The sequence below is a fragment of the Bacillus sp. FJAT-42376 genome, assembly GCF_003816055.1.
Taxonomy (GTDB): domain Bacteria; phylum Bacillota; class Bacilli; order Bacillales; family Bacillaceae; genus Metabacillus_B.
In genome coordinates this window covers 3342296-3359731 of sequence record NZ_CP033906.1, presented here as the reverse complement: position 1 = coordinate 3359731, position 17436 = coordinate 3342296, and the positions used below count along the sequence as shown (strand labels likewise).

Sequence of the window (17436 nt, the reverse complement as noted above, 5' to 3'; positions counted from 1 at the left end):
TTTTGGTATCGTTTCCATAATAGAACTAGGAGGAATTATCTGAATGCGTAAAACAAAAATAGTTTGTACAATTGGCCCTGCAAGTGAGTCCGTTGAAAAGCTTACTGATCTGATGAATGCCGGAATGAATGTTTCCCGTCTGAACTTTTCACACGGTGATTTTGAAGAGCACGGAAACCGTATTAAAAATATCCGCGAAGCATCCAGACTTACAGGTAAGACAGTGGCAATTCTTCTGGATACAAAAGGTCCTGAAATCCGCACCCATTCTATGCAGGATGGCGCGATTGAGCTTGAGACTGGCAAAGAAATTATTGTTTCAATGAAAGAAGTAACAGGAACCACTGAGAAATTTTCGATTTCCTATGAGGGTCTTGTGGATGATGTGCATCCCGGATCGACCATTCTTCTTGATGATGGATTGATCGGCTTGGAAGTAATTGATGTGAACAAATCGGCCGGTGAAATCAGAACGAAAATTATGAACAGCGGAACGCTGAAAAATAAAAAAGGCGTTAACGTTCCAGGGGTTAGCGTTAATCTTCCTGGTATTACAGAAAAAGATGCAAAGGATATCGTTTTCGGTATCGAACAGGGCGTAGATTTCATTGCTGCCTCTTTCGTACGCCGTGCATCTGATGTGCTTGAAATCCGTGAACTGCTTGAAGAGCATAAAGCAACAGACATTCAAATCATTCCTAAAATCGAGAATCAGGAAGGCGTCGACAACATTGACGAAATCCTTGAAGTATCAGATGGACTGATGGTTGCACGGGGAGATCTAGGTGTAGAAATCCCTGCTGAAGAAGTTCCTCTTGTTCAAAAGGATCTGATCAAAAAATGCAACGCGCTTGGCAAGCCGGTTATCACAGCTACTCAAATGCTTGACAGCATGCAGCGCAATCCGCGTCCTACACGTGCGGAAGCAAGTGACGTGGCAAATGCAATCTTTGATGGCACAGATGCTATCATGCTTTCAGGTGAAACGGCTGCAGGACAATATCCGGTTGAAGCCGTTCAAACGATGCATAACATTGCATCGAGAGCTGAAACAGCACTTGATTATAAAGGAACGCTTTCAAAGCGCCGTGAGCAAACGGGAATGACGATTACAGATGCAATTGGCCAATCAGTGGCGCATACTGCGTTGAACTTGAATGTCAGTGCCGTTGTTACACCGACTGAGAGCGGACATACCGCCAGAATGATTTCGAAATACCGTCCGCAGGCACCGATTGTTGCCGTTACTTCATGTGATTCTGTATCGAGAAAACTTGCACTTGTATGGGGTGTTTTCTCTAAAACCGGCACAAAAGCAGGCTCTACTGATGAAATGCTGGAAAACGCGGTACAAGAGTCTATTCAGACAGGCATTGTAAAACACGGAGACCTAATCGTCATCACTGCTGGTGTTCCGATTGGAGAAGCCGGGACTACGAACCTAATGAAGGTTTATATTGTAGGCGACATTCTTGCGAAGGGTCAGGGAATCGGCCGTAAATCTGCATTTGGAAAAGTGGTAATTGCCAATAATGCAGAGGAAGCTTCTGCAAAAATGACAGAAGGCGCCATTCTTGTAACAAGAGGAACTGACCGTGATATGATGGATGCATTAAACAAAGCTTCTGCTCTTATTGCAGAAGAAGGCGGACTGACAAGCCATGCAGCCGTTGTGGGGCTAAGCTTGGGCATTCCTGTGATTGTAGGCGTTGAAAACGCTGCTTCCATTCTTGAAGACGGCATGGAAATTACAGTAGATGGAACACGCGGTGCGATTTACAAAGGACACGCAAGCGTCATCTAAATTGAAGAAAAAAGGGAAGGACAATCGTTCCTTCTCTTTTTTTATGGTCCACTGGAGTGGAGTAAGCGCCAGTCTTGTAAGTGGCCGCAGCAGGTAATTTCTTTCTGCCGCCTTAAGAAGCGGTTAACGGAACGTGTCCCTATTGTGGAGTGAAGGGATCTACAGGAACCTGAAACGTTTGCTTTCCCGGAGCGGAAATCCCGGTCTTGTTAGGAGGAGAAGCAATTGAGAAAAATGGTGCTTTTGCTTATTGCTGTAACAGCTATTGAAATGGTTTTTCTAATTTGGTCTGAGAGAACATTCGGTCTTTTTGCGACAATATGTTTCATTTTGGCTACAGGAATTGCCGGGGTGTGGCTGGCTAGAAGACAGGGCCTGGAAACATGGAAAAAAGCCCGGCTTAATATGAACGCAGGCTTCATTCCAGGAGAAGAGCTGGTTGATGGCATCTGCATTCTATTAGGTGCGATATTGCTCATGGCCCCGGGATTTCTTTCAGATGCAGCAGGGTTTTTACTGCTGTTTCCTGCTGCGAGGAAAAGGCTCAGGCCTTTCATATACCGGGCCGTTCAAAAAAGAATGAACAGAAACCGGATTACCATTATTAGGTGAATGAAAAAAGAACGGGCTGCATGAGGCCTGTTCTTTTGTTTGCCGGTTATTTTTGTGTGATGTATTTCCATACATCATGAAAAAGCCTCATTTTATAGATGCTTTGGATCACCACAAGGATGATCGGGCCAAGCGCCATTCCCAGGAGTCCAAAGCATTTGTATCCTGCATAAATTCCCATTAGCGTCAGGAGCGGATTTAGTCCTACTGAGCGGGAATAGATTCTCGGTTCAAGGATTTGCCTTGCTATCATAATAATAAGAAATAAAACAGTGAGGCCGCTTGCAAGCTTCGTTTGTCCTGTGAGCAGCAAATACAGGACCCATGGAACAAAAATGGTTCCTGTTCCGGCGTAAGGGATAAAGTCTGCCAAGCCTATAAACAGACTGATTGTTACGGCGTGCGGGACGCCAAGGATAAGCAGTCCGGGATAGACAGCAGCCATTGTAACGGTATTTAACAAAAGCTGGGCTTTGAGAAGTCCATTTAGTGCCCGGCCGAGTTCCAATCCGAAAAGATACAGCCGGTCGGTGACCTTCTGGGGAAGCTTCCTGTTCAAAAAAAGAATGACACGATCCCAATCCTTGCAAATAAAAAACGCAGCAATGACAATAATGATGAGGACACTTGCAGCATTGGGGATCCATAGTATAATTGCCGGTATTGCATTTAATAATGCCCTTAGTATGTTTCCTGCTTCGCTGATGAGACCATTTCCCGCCTGCTCAAGCTCCGCAATGATGGTGCTTTGCTGACTCGGGTTCAAAGCGGAAAATTGCTCTGAGATCTTCCCGATAAGCGGGGAAACCTGATAGGAGAGAATATCGTTAAATGCTCCTGACAATTGATTTAGCCAGGCGGGGAGCAGCGAAGCCGAGCGCTGTATCAACGAGATCGACTGAAGCGTCAGAAGGGCGGTTACTCCTGAAACGATGATAATCAGGATAAGCAAGATCGTACCCGAGGAAATTCCAATCGGAAGACCGGTCTTGCGATGTAGATAATCAGCCGGTTTTTTAATAAACCAGGCAAGCAGAAAGGCCAGAATAAAGGGATACATGACAGGAAATGTGAGATAAATGAAAAGAATGATGACAGCTGCCGTCCCTGCAGCAAACAATCCTCTTCCTATAGCGGTCCGAAGTCCATTCAATGAGCGGTCCTCCTTTTAAAGGAAGGTTGTACTTTATACTTACTCCGGTATTTTGCAAACATGTCAAAAAGTAAGGAGAGATGCAAATGAATCAGGCGAGTCTTTTTCTTCTCATATTATTAGGCATCGGCATTTTTGCCAAAAATCAGTCGCTGATGATCGCAGTCGGCTTTTTGCTTGCTGTCAAATGGACGGGGCTTGATGCCAGGCTATTCCCGCTTCTTCAGTCAAAAGGAATCAATTGGGGCGTGACGGTGATTACGATTGCCGTTCTGGTTCCAATTGCGACAGGTGATATCGGATTTAAACAGATGGGAGAGGCGCTGAAATCCTACTATGCGTGGATTGCCCTGGGCTCAGGAATCGCAGTGGCCCTGATTGCCAAAAACGGTGTCACGCTGCTGGCGCAGGATCCTCATATTACGGCTGCGCTTGTCCTTGGCACCATTCTGGCTGTCGCATTATTTAACGGGGTGGCTGTAGGCCCATTAATCGGAGCTGGTATTGCCTATCTTGCTATGCAGCTGGTTAAACTTTTTGGAGGGTAATGCCAGCAGGGACCCCTTCTAAAAGCGCCGGGAAAAGGATCTTTTACCCGAACTAGCTCTTTTGTTCGTAATATAGCAAATAAATGATTTTGAACAAAGGGGAATGGCTCTAAAACAGTCATTTCCCTTTTTTAAAATTTTTCCGCCAAATTTTTTTATTCGCATTTAGATGCTTTCGATTCACAAAAGTCTGATTATTGTTTATAATAGCAATAGGCTACTAAATGAATGTATGCCTTTTCAAAAGAGAGAGGATTTAATGGGAGATTTCTGATTATTTGCTTATGTGAAAATGTAAGCATTTACTTTCCGTGTGAATCGCTTTCATTAATGGCCGTTTGCTGAGCAAGCGCTCATTCATTTATGTTTGATAGAATAAGAGAAGGAATTCCTTTCTTTTAATCTTAAACAATTTTAGCATTTAGGGAAAATTGCGCAAAGGAGAGATTGGATATGACAGCAACTCGCGGTCTCGAAGGGGTAGTAGCGACTACTTCAGCAGTAAGCTCCATCATCGATGATACCCTTACATATGTGGGGTACAACATTGATGACTTGGCGGAAAATGCAACGTTTGAAGAAGTTATTTATTTGTTATGGCATGGGAAGCTTCCCACAGAGGAAGAACTGGCTGACATTAAAAAACTGCTTGCTGATAACGCAGGCATCCCTCATCAAATCATTGAACATTTTAAACAGTATCCGATTTCTGAGGTTCATCCGATGGCAGCGATCCGTACGGCTGTTTCCATGCTTGGTCTTTTTGATCCGGATGCGGACGATATGTCCAAAGAAGCGAATTACCGGAAAGCAATTTGCCTTCAGGCTAAACTTCCGACTCTTGTAACGGCATTCAGCCGAATCCGCAAAGGTCTTTCACCAGTTGAACCGCGCCCGGATTACGGAATTGCAGCGAATTTCCTTTATACACTTACGGGAGAAGAGCCAAGCCACGTGGCGGTTGAAGCATTCAATAAAGCACTGGTGCTTCACGCTGATCATGAACTGAATGCTTCCACTTTTACAGCACGTGTATGTGTAGCCACCCTGTCGGATATTTACTCCGGCGTAACCGCTGCAATCGGTGCACTGAAAGGTCCTCTTCACGGCGGAGCAAACGAGGCTGTTATGAAGATGCTGACCGAAATTGGGGATGTGGAGAATGCAGAATCATACATCCAGGCTAAACTTTCACGCAAAGAGAAAATCATGGGATTCGGGCATCGCGTATACCGCAATGGTGACCCGCGTGCCAAGCATCTGAGAGAAATGTCTCAAAAGCTTTCAAATCTTACAGGAGAGAGCAAGTGGTATGATATGTCCCTTAAAGTGGAGGAAATTGTCACTTCAGAAAAAAATCTTCCTCCAAATGTGGACTTCTACTCTGCATCTGTGTATCACAGTCTTGGAATTGACCATGATCTGTTTACGCCAATTTTTGCAGTCAGCCGTGTTTCAGGATGGCTTGCACATATCCTTGAGCAATATGAAAACAACCGCTTAATCCGTCCGCGCGCTGATTATATCGGACCTGATAAACAGCGGTATGTACCAATTGAAGAGCGTTAATTAAGCAGTAAACCGGAAGACGGGAACTGAATTTCATACATTCAGCTGCCGGAAAGAGGTTTAGAGGTTGACTGAAAAGTTAACCTCTTTTACCATTTTATTGTTGGCACAATACATAAACTGGAGGTAAGAAACATGACAAACGGTGAAAAAATTACAGTATCTAATGGTGTATTGAACGTACCTGATCAGCCGATTATCCCTTACATTGAAGGAGACGGAATTGGTCCGGACATCTGGGCATCTGCATCCCGCGTAATGGAAGCAGCTGTGGAAAAAGCATACAACGGCGAAAAGAAAATCGTCTGGAAGGAAGTACTGGCAGGGGAAAAAGCATTTAATGCTACAGGCAGCTGGCTTCCGGAAGAAACACTTGATGCCATCCGTGAATACATGATTGCTATTAAAGGACCGCTTACAACTCCGGTTGGAGGAGGAATCCGTTCTCTTAACGTTGCTCTTCGCCAGGAGCTTGATCTTTTCACGTGCCTAAGACCCGTACGCTATTTCAACGGTGTGCCTTCTCCGGTTAAACGCCCTGAAGATACGGATATGGTGATTTTCCGTGAAAATACGGAAGATATCTATGCAGGGATTGAATATGCAAACGGTTCTGATGAAGTGAAAAAATTGATTTCTTTCCTGCAAAATGAGATGGGTGTAAATAAAATCCGTTTCCCTGAAACTTCAGGAATTGGAATTAAGCCTGTTTCCCAAGAGGGTACTTCCCGTCTGGTGCGCGCTGCCATCCAGTATGCTTTGGACCAGGGACGCAAATCTGTAACTCTTGTACACAAAGGAAACATTATGAAGTACACAGAAGGCGCATTTAAAAACTGGGGCTATGAATTGGCAGAAAAAGAATTCGGCGATAAAGTATTCACTTGGGCTGAATATGATAGAATTGTAGAAAAAGAAGGCAAGGATGCTGCGAATACAGCTCAAAGCGAAGCAGAGGCGGCAGGCAAAATTATTGTGAAGGATTCCATCGCGGATATTTTCCTTCAGCAAATTCTTACTCGTCCAAGCGAATTTGATGTCGTTGCAACGATGAACCTGAATGGAGATTATATCTCTGATGCACTTGCTGCACAGGTGGGAGGAATCGGTATTGCTCCTGGAGCCAACATCAACTACGAAACTGGACATGCAATTTTCGAAGCTACACATGGAACAGCACCAAAATATGCAGGCCTGGATAAAGTGAATCCTTCATCCGTTCTTCTTTCAGGAGTGCTTATGCTTGAACACCTTGGCTGGAACGAAGCAGCGGATCTTGTGATCAAATCTGTTGAAAAAACCATCGCTTCTAAAGTTGTGACATATGACTTTGCCCGCCTTATGGATGGTGCCACTGAAGTGAAATGTTCTCAATTTGGAGACGAGCTCATTAAAAACATGGGGTAATAAATAAATAAATAGAGCCAGGCAATACCAATCAGGGTATTGCCTGGTTTTATATGATACACTAATCGTTCTGAATACTTTATCGTATAGGAGATGGGTAAAATGAACAAACGCAAAAAGATTTCCGTCATCGGAGCAGGCTTTACCGGGGCAACAACGGCTTTCCTTCTTGCCGCCAAAGAACTGGGTGATGTTGTCTTAGTAGATATTCCGCAGATGGAAAACCCTACAAAAGGGAAGGCTCTTGATATGCTCGAAGCGAGCCCGGTCATGGGATTTGATGCAAATATTACGGGAACATCCAGCTATGAAGATACGGCAGACTCTGATGTAGTTGTCATTACTGCAGGAATTGCAAGAAAACCCGGTATGAGCAGAGATGATCTCGTTGCCACAAACGAAAAGATTATGAGAAGCGTGACAAAGGAAATTGCGAAATATTCTCCGGAGTGTACGATTATTGTGTTAACGAACCCTGTTGATGCTATGACATATGCGGTATTTACAGAATCCGGTTTTCCTAAAAACCGGGTAATCGGGCAATCCGGCGTTTTGGATACAGCTCGTTTCCGGACATTTGTAGCACAGGAGCTGAAGCTCTCAGTTAAGGATGTAACAGGATTTGTTCTTGGAGGCCATGGAGATGATATGGTTCCGCTTGTAAGGTACTCTTATGCGGGGGGCATTCCGCTCGAAACACTCCTTTCCAAAGACCGTTTGGATGCAATCGTGGAAAGAACGCGCAAGGGCGGGGGAGAGATTGTCAATCTTTTAGGGAACGGCAGCGCTTATTACGCTCCGGCAGCTTCCCTTGTTGAAATGACAGAGGCAATTGTAAAAGACCAGCGCCGTGTAATCCCCGCTATTGCCTATCTGGAAGGCGAATATGGCTATGATGGAATTTATCTTGGGGTTCCGGCAGTCCTAGGCAAGAACGGATTAGAGAAAATTATCGAGCTGGAACTGACAGAAGAAGAAAAGGCAGCCCTGAACAAATCGGCTGAATCGGTTAAAAACGTGATGAAAGTTTTAGCAGATTAATAGATAATAGCTGGAATTGGGGGAACCCCAATTCCTTTTATTAAATGGAGATGGCGGAAACTTGCTATTCAGCTCTTTAGCAAAGAAGGCAGCCTCCCGGAAAGAGCCAGCGGAAACCCTCTGGCGGGTATAGATGAGAAGGATTCATGCCTGCCGGGTTCTGGGAAATCGATCGCGGGAGTAAGCAGTCAGATTCAGCCAGCCAGCACTAAAATGTAAGCGATTTCTTTTTTTTTAGGGGGGAGGATCTGTTATGGTTTTAGGCAAAAAAAGAAAGCTTGGCAGACCGATTGAAGAAATTAAAGCAGGGGAAAAGCTGACTTTAAGTGAAAAAATGGAAGACAAAGATCTCCTTCTGTATCTGGGGCTTACCAATGATGCCAATCCGCTCTATATCCAGCATGATTATGCTTCACAGACGCCCTTTAAAAAGCCGATTGTTCCGGCCGTTATGCTCTCCGGTTTTGTAACATCCGCTATTTCAAAATATTTTCCCGGACCAGGCAGTCATGTTACAAAGCAGCAGCTCGATTTTCACTTGCCTGTCTATCATTATGAAAACGTGAAGTTTTTCTTCGAGGTGAAGGATTCTAATCTGGATGCAGGAAGAATTCTTGTATCGGTCGAAGGCTTCAATGAAAAAGAAAGTCTTGCATTATCGGGGACGCTGGAAGTTATTCCTCCTGCCTATTCCAATTCGGATCATGGACAAGCTTTTGAAAATTTTTAAATCGCGGTGCTGATCTTCCGCACCAGGCAATGGGAGCAGAAAGCGAACGTTTGCAGCGGGAATCAAACAGCCAAAATATAACAGAGCAAAAAAGAATAAGACGTATTAAAACAGTTTGATGAAACGATATCAGGCTGTTTTTTTTTGCTTTTTATTAGTCTTAAGCCCTCCTTATGCAAAAAATATCTGTCCAACTTGCATCTGCCCCTTTTGTAGGAACCGTTTCTTTGACTATAATAGAAGGGATGGCAGTAAGCCATGGAGGAAAATACGATTTGGAGGCCTTTATGAGTAAGAAGATTCTAGTAGTGGATGACGAACATTCCATTTTAACTTTACTTCAATATAATCTTGAACAATCGGGCTATGAAGTTATGACGGCCATGGATGGCAGTGAAGCCCTTCATAAAGGTCTGACGGAATCTCCGGACTTAATGGTGCTTGACTTGATGCTTCCTAAAATGGATGGCATTGAAGTGTGCAAGCAGCTCCGTCAGCAAAAAGTGATGGTGCCGATTTTGATGCTGACTGCCAAAGATGATGAATTTGATAAAGTTCTGGGTCTTGAGCTTGGTGCCGATGATTATATGACGAAACCTTTCAGCCCGAGAGAAGTTGTAGCGAGAATCAAGGCCATTTTAAGGAGGACCCAATTTTTAACGGAGACTGAGACGAAGGAAGAACCTGAATCCTCGGAGAAAATCAGGATTGGCGATCTTAAAATTCTTCCGGAGCACTATGAGGCCTACTATAGCCAGGAGCGTTTAGAACTTACACCGAAGGAATTTGAACTTCTTGTTTATCTTGCCCGCCATAAAGGCAGGGTTTTAACAAGGGATCAGCTCCTCAGTGCGGTATGGAACTATGATTTTGCCGGTGATACACGGATTGTAGATGTACATATAAGCCATCTAAGAGAAAAGATTGAACGAAATACGAAGAAACCTCTTTATATTAAAACGATTCGGGGACTTGGGTATAAGCTTGAGGAGCCAAAGGCGGATGAATAAGTTCCGTTCCCGCCTGCTATTTGCACTCATAACCTTAATCATTTCGGTTTTAGTGGGGCTGGGGCTTCTTCTTGGACAGATTTTCAACAGCTATTACGTGGATACATTTAAAGAAAGAATTGAAAAAGAAACAAGACTGATGCAGCTTCTAATTTCTGAAGCAGGTATCCAATCGGACAACATGCCGGCCCTTCTTCAGCAGGCGAGCAGCCATACAGGCGCACATATAACTGTATTAAATGAGAGCGGAAGGGTACTGTATGACGCCGGAAAAACGAACGGGAATGAAAAACAGCTGGCAAAGGAAGCCCTGGCCAAATTAAAAAAAGTGAAGAAGGACCCCCGCATCAGCGGACAGGGAGACGGTCTTTATTATTATGGCGTCGCGATTGGGGACCAGGGTAAAAAAAATGCTTATCTCGTTCTAAGCACTCCGATTGAATCGCTTAAACAGGTGAATCAGCAGATCTGGGGTCTTCTTGCCACAAGCCTCGGCCTTTCTCTTATCGTCATCCTGCTCCTGGGCTTCAGGATTACATCGCAGTATACAAAGCCGATTGAAAGTGCGACAAAGGTTGCAATGGAGCTTGCTAAAGGGAACTATAAAGCGAGGACGTTTGAGGACCATATGGATGAGACAGGCATGCTCAGCCAGTCGATCAATATTCTGGCAAGGAACCTTCAGGACATGACACGTGCCCAGGAGATGCAGAAGGACCGTCTTGAAACGCTGATCGAGAATATGGGGAGCGGGCTGATTTTAATTGATGGAAGAGGCTATATCAATCTAGTCAACCGTGCCTATAAGGAAACGTTTCATGCTGATGCAGAAAATTTTCTTTACAGGCTCTATTATGACGCCTTTGAGCATAAAGAAATTGTAGATATCGTGGAAGAAATTTTCATGACGGAAGTACGTTTGCGAAGACAGCTTCATATGTCCATCGGAATTGACCGGAGGCATTTTGAAATATACGGGGCCCCCATTATCGGAACGAATGATGAGTGGAAAGGGATTGTCCTTGTTTTCCATGATATTACCGAATTGAAGAAGCTGGAACAGATGAGGAAGGACTTTGTCGCAAATGTATCGCACGAGCTTAAAACCCCTATCACATCCATCAAGGGATTTTCTGAAACGCTATTGGACGGTGCGATGTCTGACAAGCAGACTCTGGAATATTTCCTTTCCATTATTTTGAAGGAAAGCGACCGGCTTCAATCCCTTATTCAGGATTTGCTTGATTTGTCCAAAATTGAACAGCAGGCATTTAAGCTTACCTTCAATGACTGCAATCTTCACGAAATTATGGATGATATTGTTGCCATTCTATCAAGTAAGGCAGAAGAAAAAGAAATTACGCTGCTGGCTGAAAGTGAAGCAGACGTAATTCCAGCCATCGGGGATGTTTACCGGATTAAGCAAATCTTTATCAATCTGATTAACAATGCCTTAACTTACACGCCAAAAGGCGGGTCCGTCCATATTACGCTCCGGAATGGAAAAGATCACGCCATCGTTACGGTCGCAGATACGGGGATCGGAATCAGCGAAGATGAAATTCCGAGAATCTTTGAGCGCTTCTATAGAGTGGATAAAGCAAGAAGCAGAAACTCTGGCGGAACCGGGCTTGGACTGGCAATCGTTAAGCATCTTGTCGAAGCACACAGGGGACAAATCCATGTAACGAGCCAAGTTGGCAAAGGCACGACCTTCACTGTTAAGTTCAATAAAAGAGAAATAACAGAGTAGTTTTACAATACCTTTACAAGGTATTTATTCTTTCTTAACATATTACTGATAAGATAATTAGTGAAAACCCCTTCATCCAAGGAGCCAATTTTTTAGGACGAAAGCATACACGCTTTCGTCCCTTTTTTTTATGGATTCACACAAAATTCCATAATATGAAACTTTTGTGTTACATAAACGTAAGTAATGTATACACAGAATGACAGGGGGGCACTAGGCATGACACTTAAAAGGCTGTATGCACTGACGGGTCTGGCAGCAGCGATTGCAGCAGCACTGATCCTCGCTTTTACGACATGGTTCACTGTAGATGAATCGGACCAGGCCGTCATTATGACGCTCGGTGAAGTTCAGGAAACCGTCACCGAATCCGGCTTGCACATGAAATGGCCGTGGCCGATTCAAAAGGTGGAAAAACTTTCGAAAGAAACATTCAGTCTGCAGTTCGGGTACAAGGAAAAGGATGGGAAAGTAGAGGATTTTCCTGCAGAAACAAAGATGATTACAGGCGATGAGAACATTGTTCTTGCTGATATGGTGGTTCAGTGGAAAATTTCCGATCCGAAAAAGTTCTTATTTTCGTCAGCAGAACCGGAGGAAATTTTGTATGATTCTACTTCCTCTTCACTGAGAAGCATCATCGGCGGATCAAAAATTGATGATGCCCTTACTTCAGGGAAAGCCGACATTGAAAAAGAAGTACAGAAGCTGCTGGGAGAGCTGATGAAGAAATACGATATCGGCATATCCATCTTAGCGGTAAAGCTCCAGGATGTTGATTTGCCGAATGAAGAAGTAAGAAAATCCTTTACCAATGTAACGGATGCCCGCGAAACAATGAATACGAAGATAAATGAAGCAAAAAAATATGAGAATCAGAAACGGGAAGAAGCACTTGGAGAAAAAGATGCCATCATTTCCAAGGCTCAGGGAGATAAAACGGCGAGAATTCAGAAAGCGATTGGAGAAACATCAAAGTTTAACGCGCTTTACTCCGAGTATCGCAATGCAAAAGAAATCACCCAAAAGCGGCTTATCTTGGAGACGATTGACCAGGTTCTCCCTGGGGCTCAAATCTATATTATGAAAGATGACGGCAATACAATGAAGTATCTTCCGATTATGGATCCGGGCAAAGGGGCGCAGACGGCTCCTCCGGCTGCAGAGCAGAATCCGGCACCAGCGAAAGGAAGTGAGACAAATGGCCAATGAGAACATTGTGAACTTTAAAGAAAGACTGCCGGGCGGCTATTCAAAATTCATCCGGTTTGGATTGTTTCTGATAGGATGCATCGTCCTCCTTATTGCGGTATTCTCAAGTGTTTTTATTGTTCAGGAAAATGAATACAAAGTCGTCCGCCAATTCGGCGAAGTTGTCAATATTATTGAAAAACCGGGATTGCATACAAAAATTCCGCTTGTCCAGAGTGTTTCTTCTCTCCCGAAATATCAGATGACCTATGATGTAAAAGAAGCGGAAATCAATACGAAGGATAAAAAGAGGATGATTATTGACAACTATGCCGTTTGGAAAATAGAAGATCCAAAGAAAATGATTTCGAATGCCCGCAACATGGTGAATGCAGAAGCGAAAATGGCGGAGTTTGTTTTTTCCTCCATTCGTTCTGAACTCGGTCAGCTGAATTATGATGAAATCATCAACGATGAGAAATCTTCCAGAGGGAGCCTGAACGATAAAGTAACCGCACTAGTCAATGAGGCGCTTGAGCGGGACCAATACGGAATTACCGTAACCGATGTAAGGATCAAGAGAACGGACCTGCCGGAGGCAAATGAAAAATCGGTATATACGAGAATGATTTCAGAGCGGGATTCCACGGCGCAGGAGTATTTATCAAAAGGCGATGCGGATAAAAACAGAATGACAGCGAAAGCAGATAAGCTCGTCAAAGAGACCATTGCCAAGGCCGAATCAGAAGCGGATGTAATCCGGGGCCAGGGAGAACAGGAAGCCGCTAAAATATATAACAAAGCGTACTCCGCTGACTCAGGCTTCTACGGCTTGTACCGCACATTGGAATCGTATAAGAAAACAATTGACGGAGAAACGGTCATCATTATCCCGTTTGATTCTCCCTATGCGCAAACACTCTTAGGAAAGACCAACTGAATACAAGGCCGCCATTTTTCTTTCCGCATACACTCATGATAGAATATGAGGAAGAATAAGGCGGCTTTTTTCTGTAGCTGATTATTACATTCAAGGCGCTAGCGCTTTAAGGAGGAAGAAATTTGGACAGGAAAAAACTAGTCCTCATTGACGGAAACAGTATTGCATACCGGGCATTTTTTGCCTTGCCTCTTCTGAATAACGATAAAGGTGTACATACAAATGCGATCTATGGCTTTACGATGATTTTAATGAAAATTTTAGAAGAAGAAAATCCTACGCATATGCTTGTGGCGTTTGACGCAGGGAAAACGACATTTCGCCACAAAACGTATTCGGAGTACAAAGGCGGCAGACAAAAAACACCGCCTGAGCTGTCAGAACAGTTCCCGTTTATTCATGAGCTTCTTGATGTCTATCATATCCCCCGCTATCAGCTGGAGAATTATGAAGCGGACGATATTATCGGCACCCTTTCCAAAGCGGCGGAAGAAGAAGGCTTTGAAGTGAAGGTTATTTCGGGGGACAAGGATTTAACACAGCTTTCGAGTCCTCGTGTGACCGTTTCCATAACTAAAAAAGGGATTACAGATGTAGACTCCTACACTCCAGCGTTTATTGAAGAAAAATATGGTCTGACTCCAGCCCAGATTATTGATATGAAAGGACTGATGGGAGACAGCTCCGATAATATACCGGGTGTTCAGGGAGTAGGGGAAAAAACAGCCATTAAGCTGCTAAAGGAATTCGGCACGGTCGAAAATGTACTGGATTCACTTGATCAGCTGAAAGGAAAGCTGAAGGAGAGACTTGAAACCCATCGGGAAGAGGCGGTTATGAGCAAGCAGCTCGCAACCATTAACCGGGAAAGCCCGATCACGATTTCTCTGGAGGATATCAGCTACAGCGGCTATAATCCACAGGAGGTGCTGCCTGTATTCCGGGAGCTTGGATTTAAAACGCTGATCGACAAGTTTGATACGGGATTGGAAACGGAAGAACAGGAGGAAGTGGAAGAGCTCTCTTATACGGCAGCAGATGAGGTTACAGGAGAGATGCTTGTTGAGGATTCTGTTTTAATCGTTGAGGTATGGAATGAAAACTATCACCGCAGCGATATAGCAGGCTTTGCCATCATTAACGAAAATGGCCGTTTCTATCTTCCTTTTGAACTGGCTATGAATTCCGCAGCGTTTAAAGAATGGGCGGAAGATGAGACGATGAGGAAAACGGTATTCGATGCAAAGCGTTCGGCTGTTGCTCTCAAATGGAAAGGAATCGAGCTTGCAGGGATAGATTTCGATGTGCTGCTGGCCTCTTATATCCTAGATGCTTCTCAAACGATTGAAGATGTAGCCGGTTTGGCTAAAATGAAGGGAATTACCGGAGCGAGAACGGATGAATCCGTTTACAGCAAAGGGGCCAAACGCAAGCTGCCTGATGAGGATGTACTGGCGGATCATCTCGTCCGCAAAGGGGAGGCCATCCGCAAACTGAGCAGTTCTCTGGAAGACAGCCTTCGTGAGAATGGCCAATATGAGCTCTATCATGATCTGGAAATGCCGCTTGCCATTATTCTTGCTAAAATGGAAGCCCTCGGTGTGAAAGTGGATGTCAGCAAATTAAAGGAGATGGGGGCGGATTTAACCCAGCAGCTGCAGGCGCTTGAAAATAAAATACATGGCCTGGCAGGGGAATCGTTTAATATCAACTCTCCTAAACAGCTTGGTGTCATCTTATTTGAAAAATTGGAACTGCCGCCGGTGAAGAAAACCAAAACGGGTTACTCTACGTCAGCAGATGTCCTGGAAAAGCTTGCTGACCGCCATGAAATCGTCGGGCAAATTTTATTATACAGACAGCTGGGGAAACTCCAGTCTACTTATATAGAGGGGCTGCTGAAAGTTGTTCACGAGGATACACATAAAGTGCATACCCGCTTCAACCAGGCTCTGACACAAACAGGCCGTTTAAGCTCGACTGATCCCAATCTGCAAAATATCCCCATCCGCCTGGAAGAGGGGAGAAAAATACGGGAAGCATTTGTTCCCTCAAAAGAAGGATGGGTCATCTTTGCTGCCGATTATTCTCAGATTGAGTTAAGGGTGCTTGCCCACATAGCCCAGGATAAGAATCTGATGGAAGCATTCAGGAATGACATGGACGTCCATACAAAAACAGCGATGGATGTTTTCCATGTAGGTGTAGATGAAGTGACTTCCAATATGAGAAGACAGGCAAAGGCCGTTAACTTCGGAATTGTATATGGAATCAGTGATTACGGCCTTTCTCAAAGCCTGGGGATAACAAGGAAAGAAGCGGGCGAATTCATCAGCCGATACCTGGAAAGCTTTGAAGGCGTAAAAGAGTATATGGATGATATTGTAAGGGAAGCGAAGCAGAAAGGGTATGTGTCCACATTGCTTCAGCGCAGGCGCTACCTTCCTGAAATTACGAGCCGGAACTTCAATCTCCGCGGTTTCGCCGAACGGACAGCGATGAATACACCGATACAGGGAAGTGCAGCGGATATTATAAAAAAAGCAATGATCGATATGGCGAGAGAATTGGACGAACAGGGACTCCAAACGAATCTTCTTCTTCAAGTTCATGATGAATTGATCTTTGAAGCACCGCCGGAGGAAATTGAAGTGCTGAAAAAATTGGTCCCTCAAGTGATGGAGCATGCTGTGGAATTGGACGTGCCATTGAAAGTGGACTATGCATACGGAGATTCCTGGTATGATGCCAAGTAACAAAAGGATGTGAGACTGTGCCTGAATTGCCGGAAGTTGAAACCGTCAGAAGAACGCTTATAGAATTAGTAAAAGGAAAAACCATCGCAGAGATTGATGTACGGTGGCCTAAAATGATTAAAAAACCGGATGATGTCTTTCAATTCCAGGATGCATTGAAAGGACAAGTCATTCGCGATATAGGGAGAAGAGGGAAGTTTCTGATGTTCTCCCTCGATGATTATGTGCTCGTTTCCCATCTGAGAATGGAAGGGAAATACGGCCTTTACAGGGACGAAGAAGAGCCAGGCAAGCACACACACGTCATCTTCCGGTTTGGGGATGGTACCCATTTGCGCTATGACGATGTCCGCAAGTTCGGAACGATGCATCTTTTTGAAAAAGGAAAGGAGCAGCACGATCTCCCGCTGTCCCAGCTTGGACCTGAACCATTCTCAAATGAATTTTCTGCAGATTACCTTGCAGATATACTTTCAAGGACGAACCGGATGATCAAAGTGGTGCTTCTTGATCAGCGTGTAGTGACAGGACTGGGAAATATCTATGTGGACGAGGCTTTGTTCAGAGCACGGCTCCATCCGGAAAAGCCCGCAAAGGAACTGTCAATAAACGAAGTTCATGATCTCAAAGAGAGCATCATTTCCACTTTGGGGGAAGCAGTGGAACAAGGCGGGAGCACGATACGGTCTTATGTTAACTCTCAGGGGAAAACCGGCATGTTTCAGCTTCAGCTTTTCGTCTACGGAAGAAAAGCAGAGCCATGCAAAGTATGCGGAACGGCCATCGAGAAAAAGACAGTGGGCGGAAGAGGGACCCATTACTGTCCGAACTGTCAGCTTCTTGATCCCGGTATCAGTGCGAATACTTAAAGAGATAAGCTGTCGTCACTTTTGATGGGCGGATGTCATATAATGCAGAAGAA

14 protein-coding genes are annotated in these 17436 nt (G+C 44.5%); 13 read left to right on the top strand and 1 reads right to left on the bottom strand.

Annotated elements, in window-relative coordinates; genetic code table 11:
• Positions 1–43 precede the first annotated feature (43 nt).
• Both pyk and CEF21_RS16845 read left to right on the top strand, forming a co-directional pair.
• Positions 44–1804, top strand: a complete 1761-nt coding sequence (gene pyk, locus CEF21_RS16850) for a pyruvate kinase (protein ID WP_123918372.1) — start codon at positions 44–46, stop codon at positions 1802–1804.
• Positions 1805–2038: 234 nt separating this feature from the next.
• A complete protein-coding gene (locus CEF21_RS16845) occupies positions 2039–2416 on the top strand; it encodes an FxsA family protein (protein WP_241156885.1) in 378 nt (125 codons plus the stop codon).
• 46 nt (positions 2417–2462) lie between these two features.
• Here the strand turns inward: CEF21_RS16845 and ytvI are convergent, their stop codons facing one another.
• Entirely contained in the window at positions 2463–3569 is a 1107-nt protein-coding gene (ytvI, locus tag CEF21_RS16840) for a sporulation integral membrane protein YtvI (RefSeq protein ID WP_123918368.1), read from the bottom strand.
• 86 nt (positions 3570–3655) lie between these two features.
• Here ytvI and CEF21_RS16835 point away from each other — a divergent pair, with 86 nt between their 5' ends.
• From CEF21_RS16835 to mutM, 11 genes are all read left to right on the top strand, one after another.
• Entirely contained in the window at positions 3656–4117 is a 462-nt protein-coding gene (locus tag CEF21_RS16835; RefSeq protein WP_123918366.1) for a DUF441 domain-containing protein, read from the top strand.
• Positions 4118–4570: 453 nt separating this feature from the next.
• Positions 4571–5686: a citrate synthase gene (citZ, locus tag CEF21_RS16830; protein ID WP_123918364.1), complete on the top strand. Its 1116-nt coding sequence runs from the start codon at positions 4571–4573 to the stop codon at positions 5684–5686.
• A gap of 135 nt (positions 5687–5821) precedes the next feature.
• Positions 5822–7093: an NADP-dependent isocitrate dehydrogenase gene (gene icd, locus CEF21_RS16825; RefSeq protein ID WP_123918362.1), complete on the top strand. Its 1272-nt coding sequence runs from the start codon at positions 5822–5824 to the stop codon at positions 7091–7093.
• Positions 7094–7195: 102 nt separating this feature from the next.
• Positions 7196–8134: a malate dehydrogenase gene (gene mdh, locus CEF21_RS16820; protein WP_123918360.1), complete on the top strand. Its 939-nt coding sequence runs from the start codon at positions 7196–7198 to the stop codon at positions 8132–8134.
• A gap of 253 nt (positions 8135–8387) precedes the next feature.
• On the top strand, positions 8388–8864 hold the full coding sequence (locus tag CEF21_RS16815; protein WP_123918358.1) for a MaoC/PaaZ C-terminal domain-containing protein: 477 nt from the start codon (positions 8388–8390) through the stop codon (positions 8862–8864).
• A 287-nt stretch (positions 8865–9151) separates the two neighbouring features.
• Positions 9152–9874, top strand: coding sequence for a response regulator transcription factor (locus CEF21_RS16810; RefSeq protein WP_123918356.1), 723 nt, complete (start codon positions 9152–9154; stop codon positions 9872–9874).
• The gene (pnpS, locus tag CEF21_RS16805) at positions 9867–11627 is read left to right on the top strand and encodes a two-component system histidine kinase PnpS (protein WP_123918354.1); all 1761 of its coding nucleotides are present in this window, start codon (positions 9867–9869) and stop codon (positions 11625–11627) included. The genes CEF21_RS16810 and pnpS overlap by 8 nt, the downstream gene beginning before the upstream one ends.
• Positions 11628–11846: 219 nt before the next feature.
• Positions 11847–12839, top strand: coding sequence for an FtsH protease activity modulator HflK (hflK, locus tag CEF21_RS16800; RefSeq protein ID WP_123918352.1), 993 nt, complete (start codon positions 11847–11849; stop codon positions 12837–12839).
• On the top strand, positions 12829–13758 hold the full coding sequence (gene hflC / locus CEF21_RS16795; RefSeq protein WP_123918350.1) for a protease modulator HflC: 930 nt from the start codon (positions 12829–12831) through the stop codon (positions 13756–13758). Before hflK ends, hflC begins: the two co-directional genes overlap by 11 nt.
• Positions 13759–13880: 122 nt before the next feature.
• Entirely contained in the window at positions 13881–16514 is a 2634-nt protein-coding gene (gene polA / locus CEF21_RS16790) for a DNA polymerase I (RefSeq protein ID WP_123918348.1), read from the top strand.
• Positions 16515–16531: 17 nt separating this feature from the next.
• A complete protein-coding gene (gene mutM / locus CEF21_RS16785) occupies positions 16532–17383 on the top strand; it encodes a DNA-formamidopyrimidine glycosylase (RefSeq protein ID WP_123918346.1) in 852 nt (283 codons plus the stop codon).
• Positions 17384–17436: the final 53 nt, after the last annotated feature.

Excerpts from the sequence above, each read along its gene's own strand:
- pyk (WP_123918372.1), top strand. The coding sequence starts at position 44 with ATGCGTAAAACAAAAATAGTTTGTACAATTGGCCCTGCAAGTGAGTCC.
- CEF21_RS16845 (WP_241156885.1), top strand. The coding sequence starts at position 2,039 with ATGGTGCTTTTGCTTATTGCTGTAACAGCTATTGAAATGGTTTTTCTA.
- CEF21_RS16835 (WP_123918366.1), top strand. The coding sequence starts at position 3,656 with ATGAATCAGGCGAGTCTTTTTCTTCTCATATTATTAGGCATCGGCATT.
- citZ (WP_123918364.1), top strand. The coding sequence starts at position 4,571 with ATGACAGCAACTCGCGGTCTCGAAGGGGTAGTAGCGACTACTTCAGCA.
- icd (WP_123918362.1), top strand. The coding sequence starts at position 5,822 with ATGACAAACGGTGAAAAAATTACAGTATCTAATGGTGTATTGAACGTA.
- mdh (WP_123918360.1), top strand. The coding sequence starts at position 7,196 with ATGAACAAACGCAAAAAGATTTCCGTCATCGGAGCAGGCTTTACCGGG.
- CEF21_RS16815 (WP_123918358.1), top strand. The coding sequence starts at position 8,388 with ATGGTTTTAGGCAAAAAAAGAAAGCTTGGCAGACCGATTGAAGAAATT.
- CEF21_RS16810 (WP_123918356.1), top strand. The coding sequence starts at position 9,152 with ATGAGTAAGAAGATTCTAGTAGTGGATGACGAACATTCCATTTTAACT.
- pnpS (WP_123918354.1), top strand. The coding sequence starts at position 9,867 with ATGAATAAGTTCCGTTCCCGCCTGCTATTTGCACTCATAACCTTAATC.
- hflK (WP_123918352.1), top strand. The coding sequence starts at position 11,847 with ATGACACTTAAAAGGCTGTATGCACTGACGGGTCTGGCAGCAGCGATT.
- hflC (WP_123918350.1), top strand. The coding sequence starts at position 12,829 with ATGGCCAATGAGAACATTGTGAACTTTAAAGAAAGACTGCCGGGCGGC.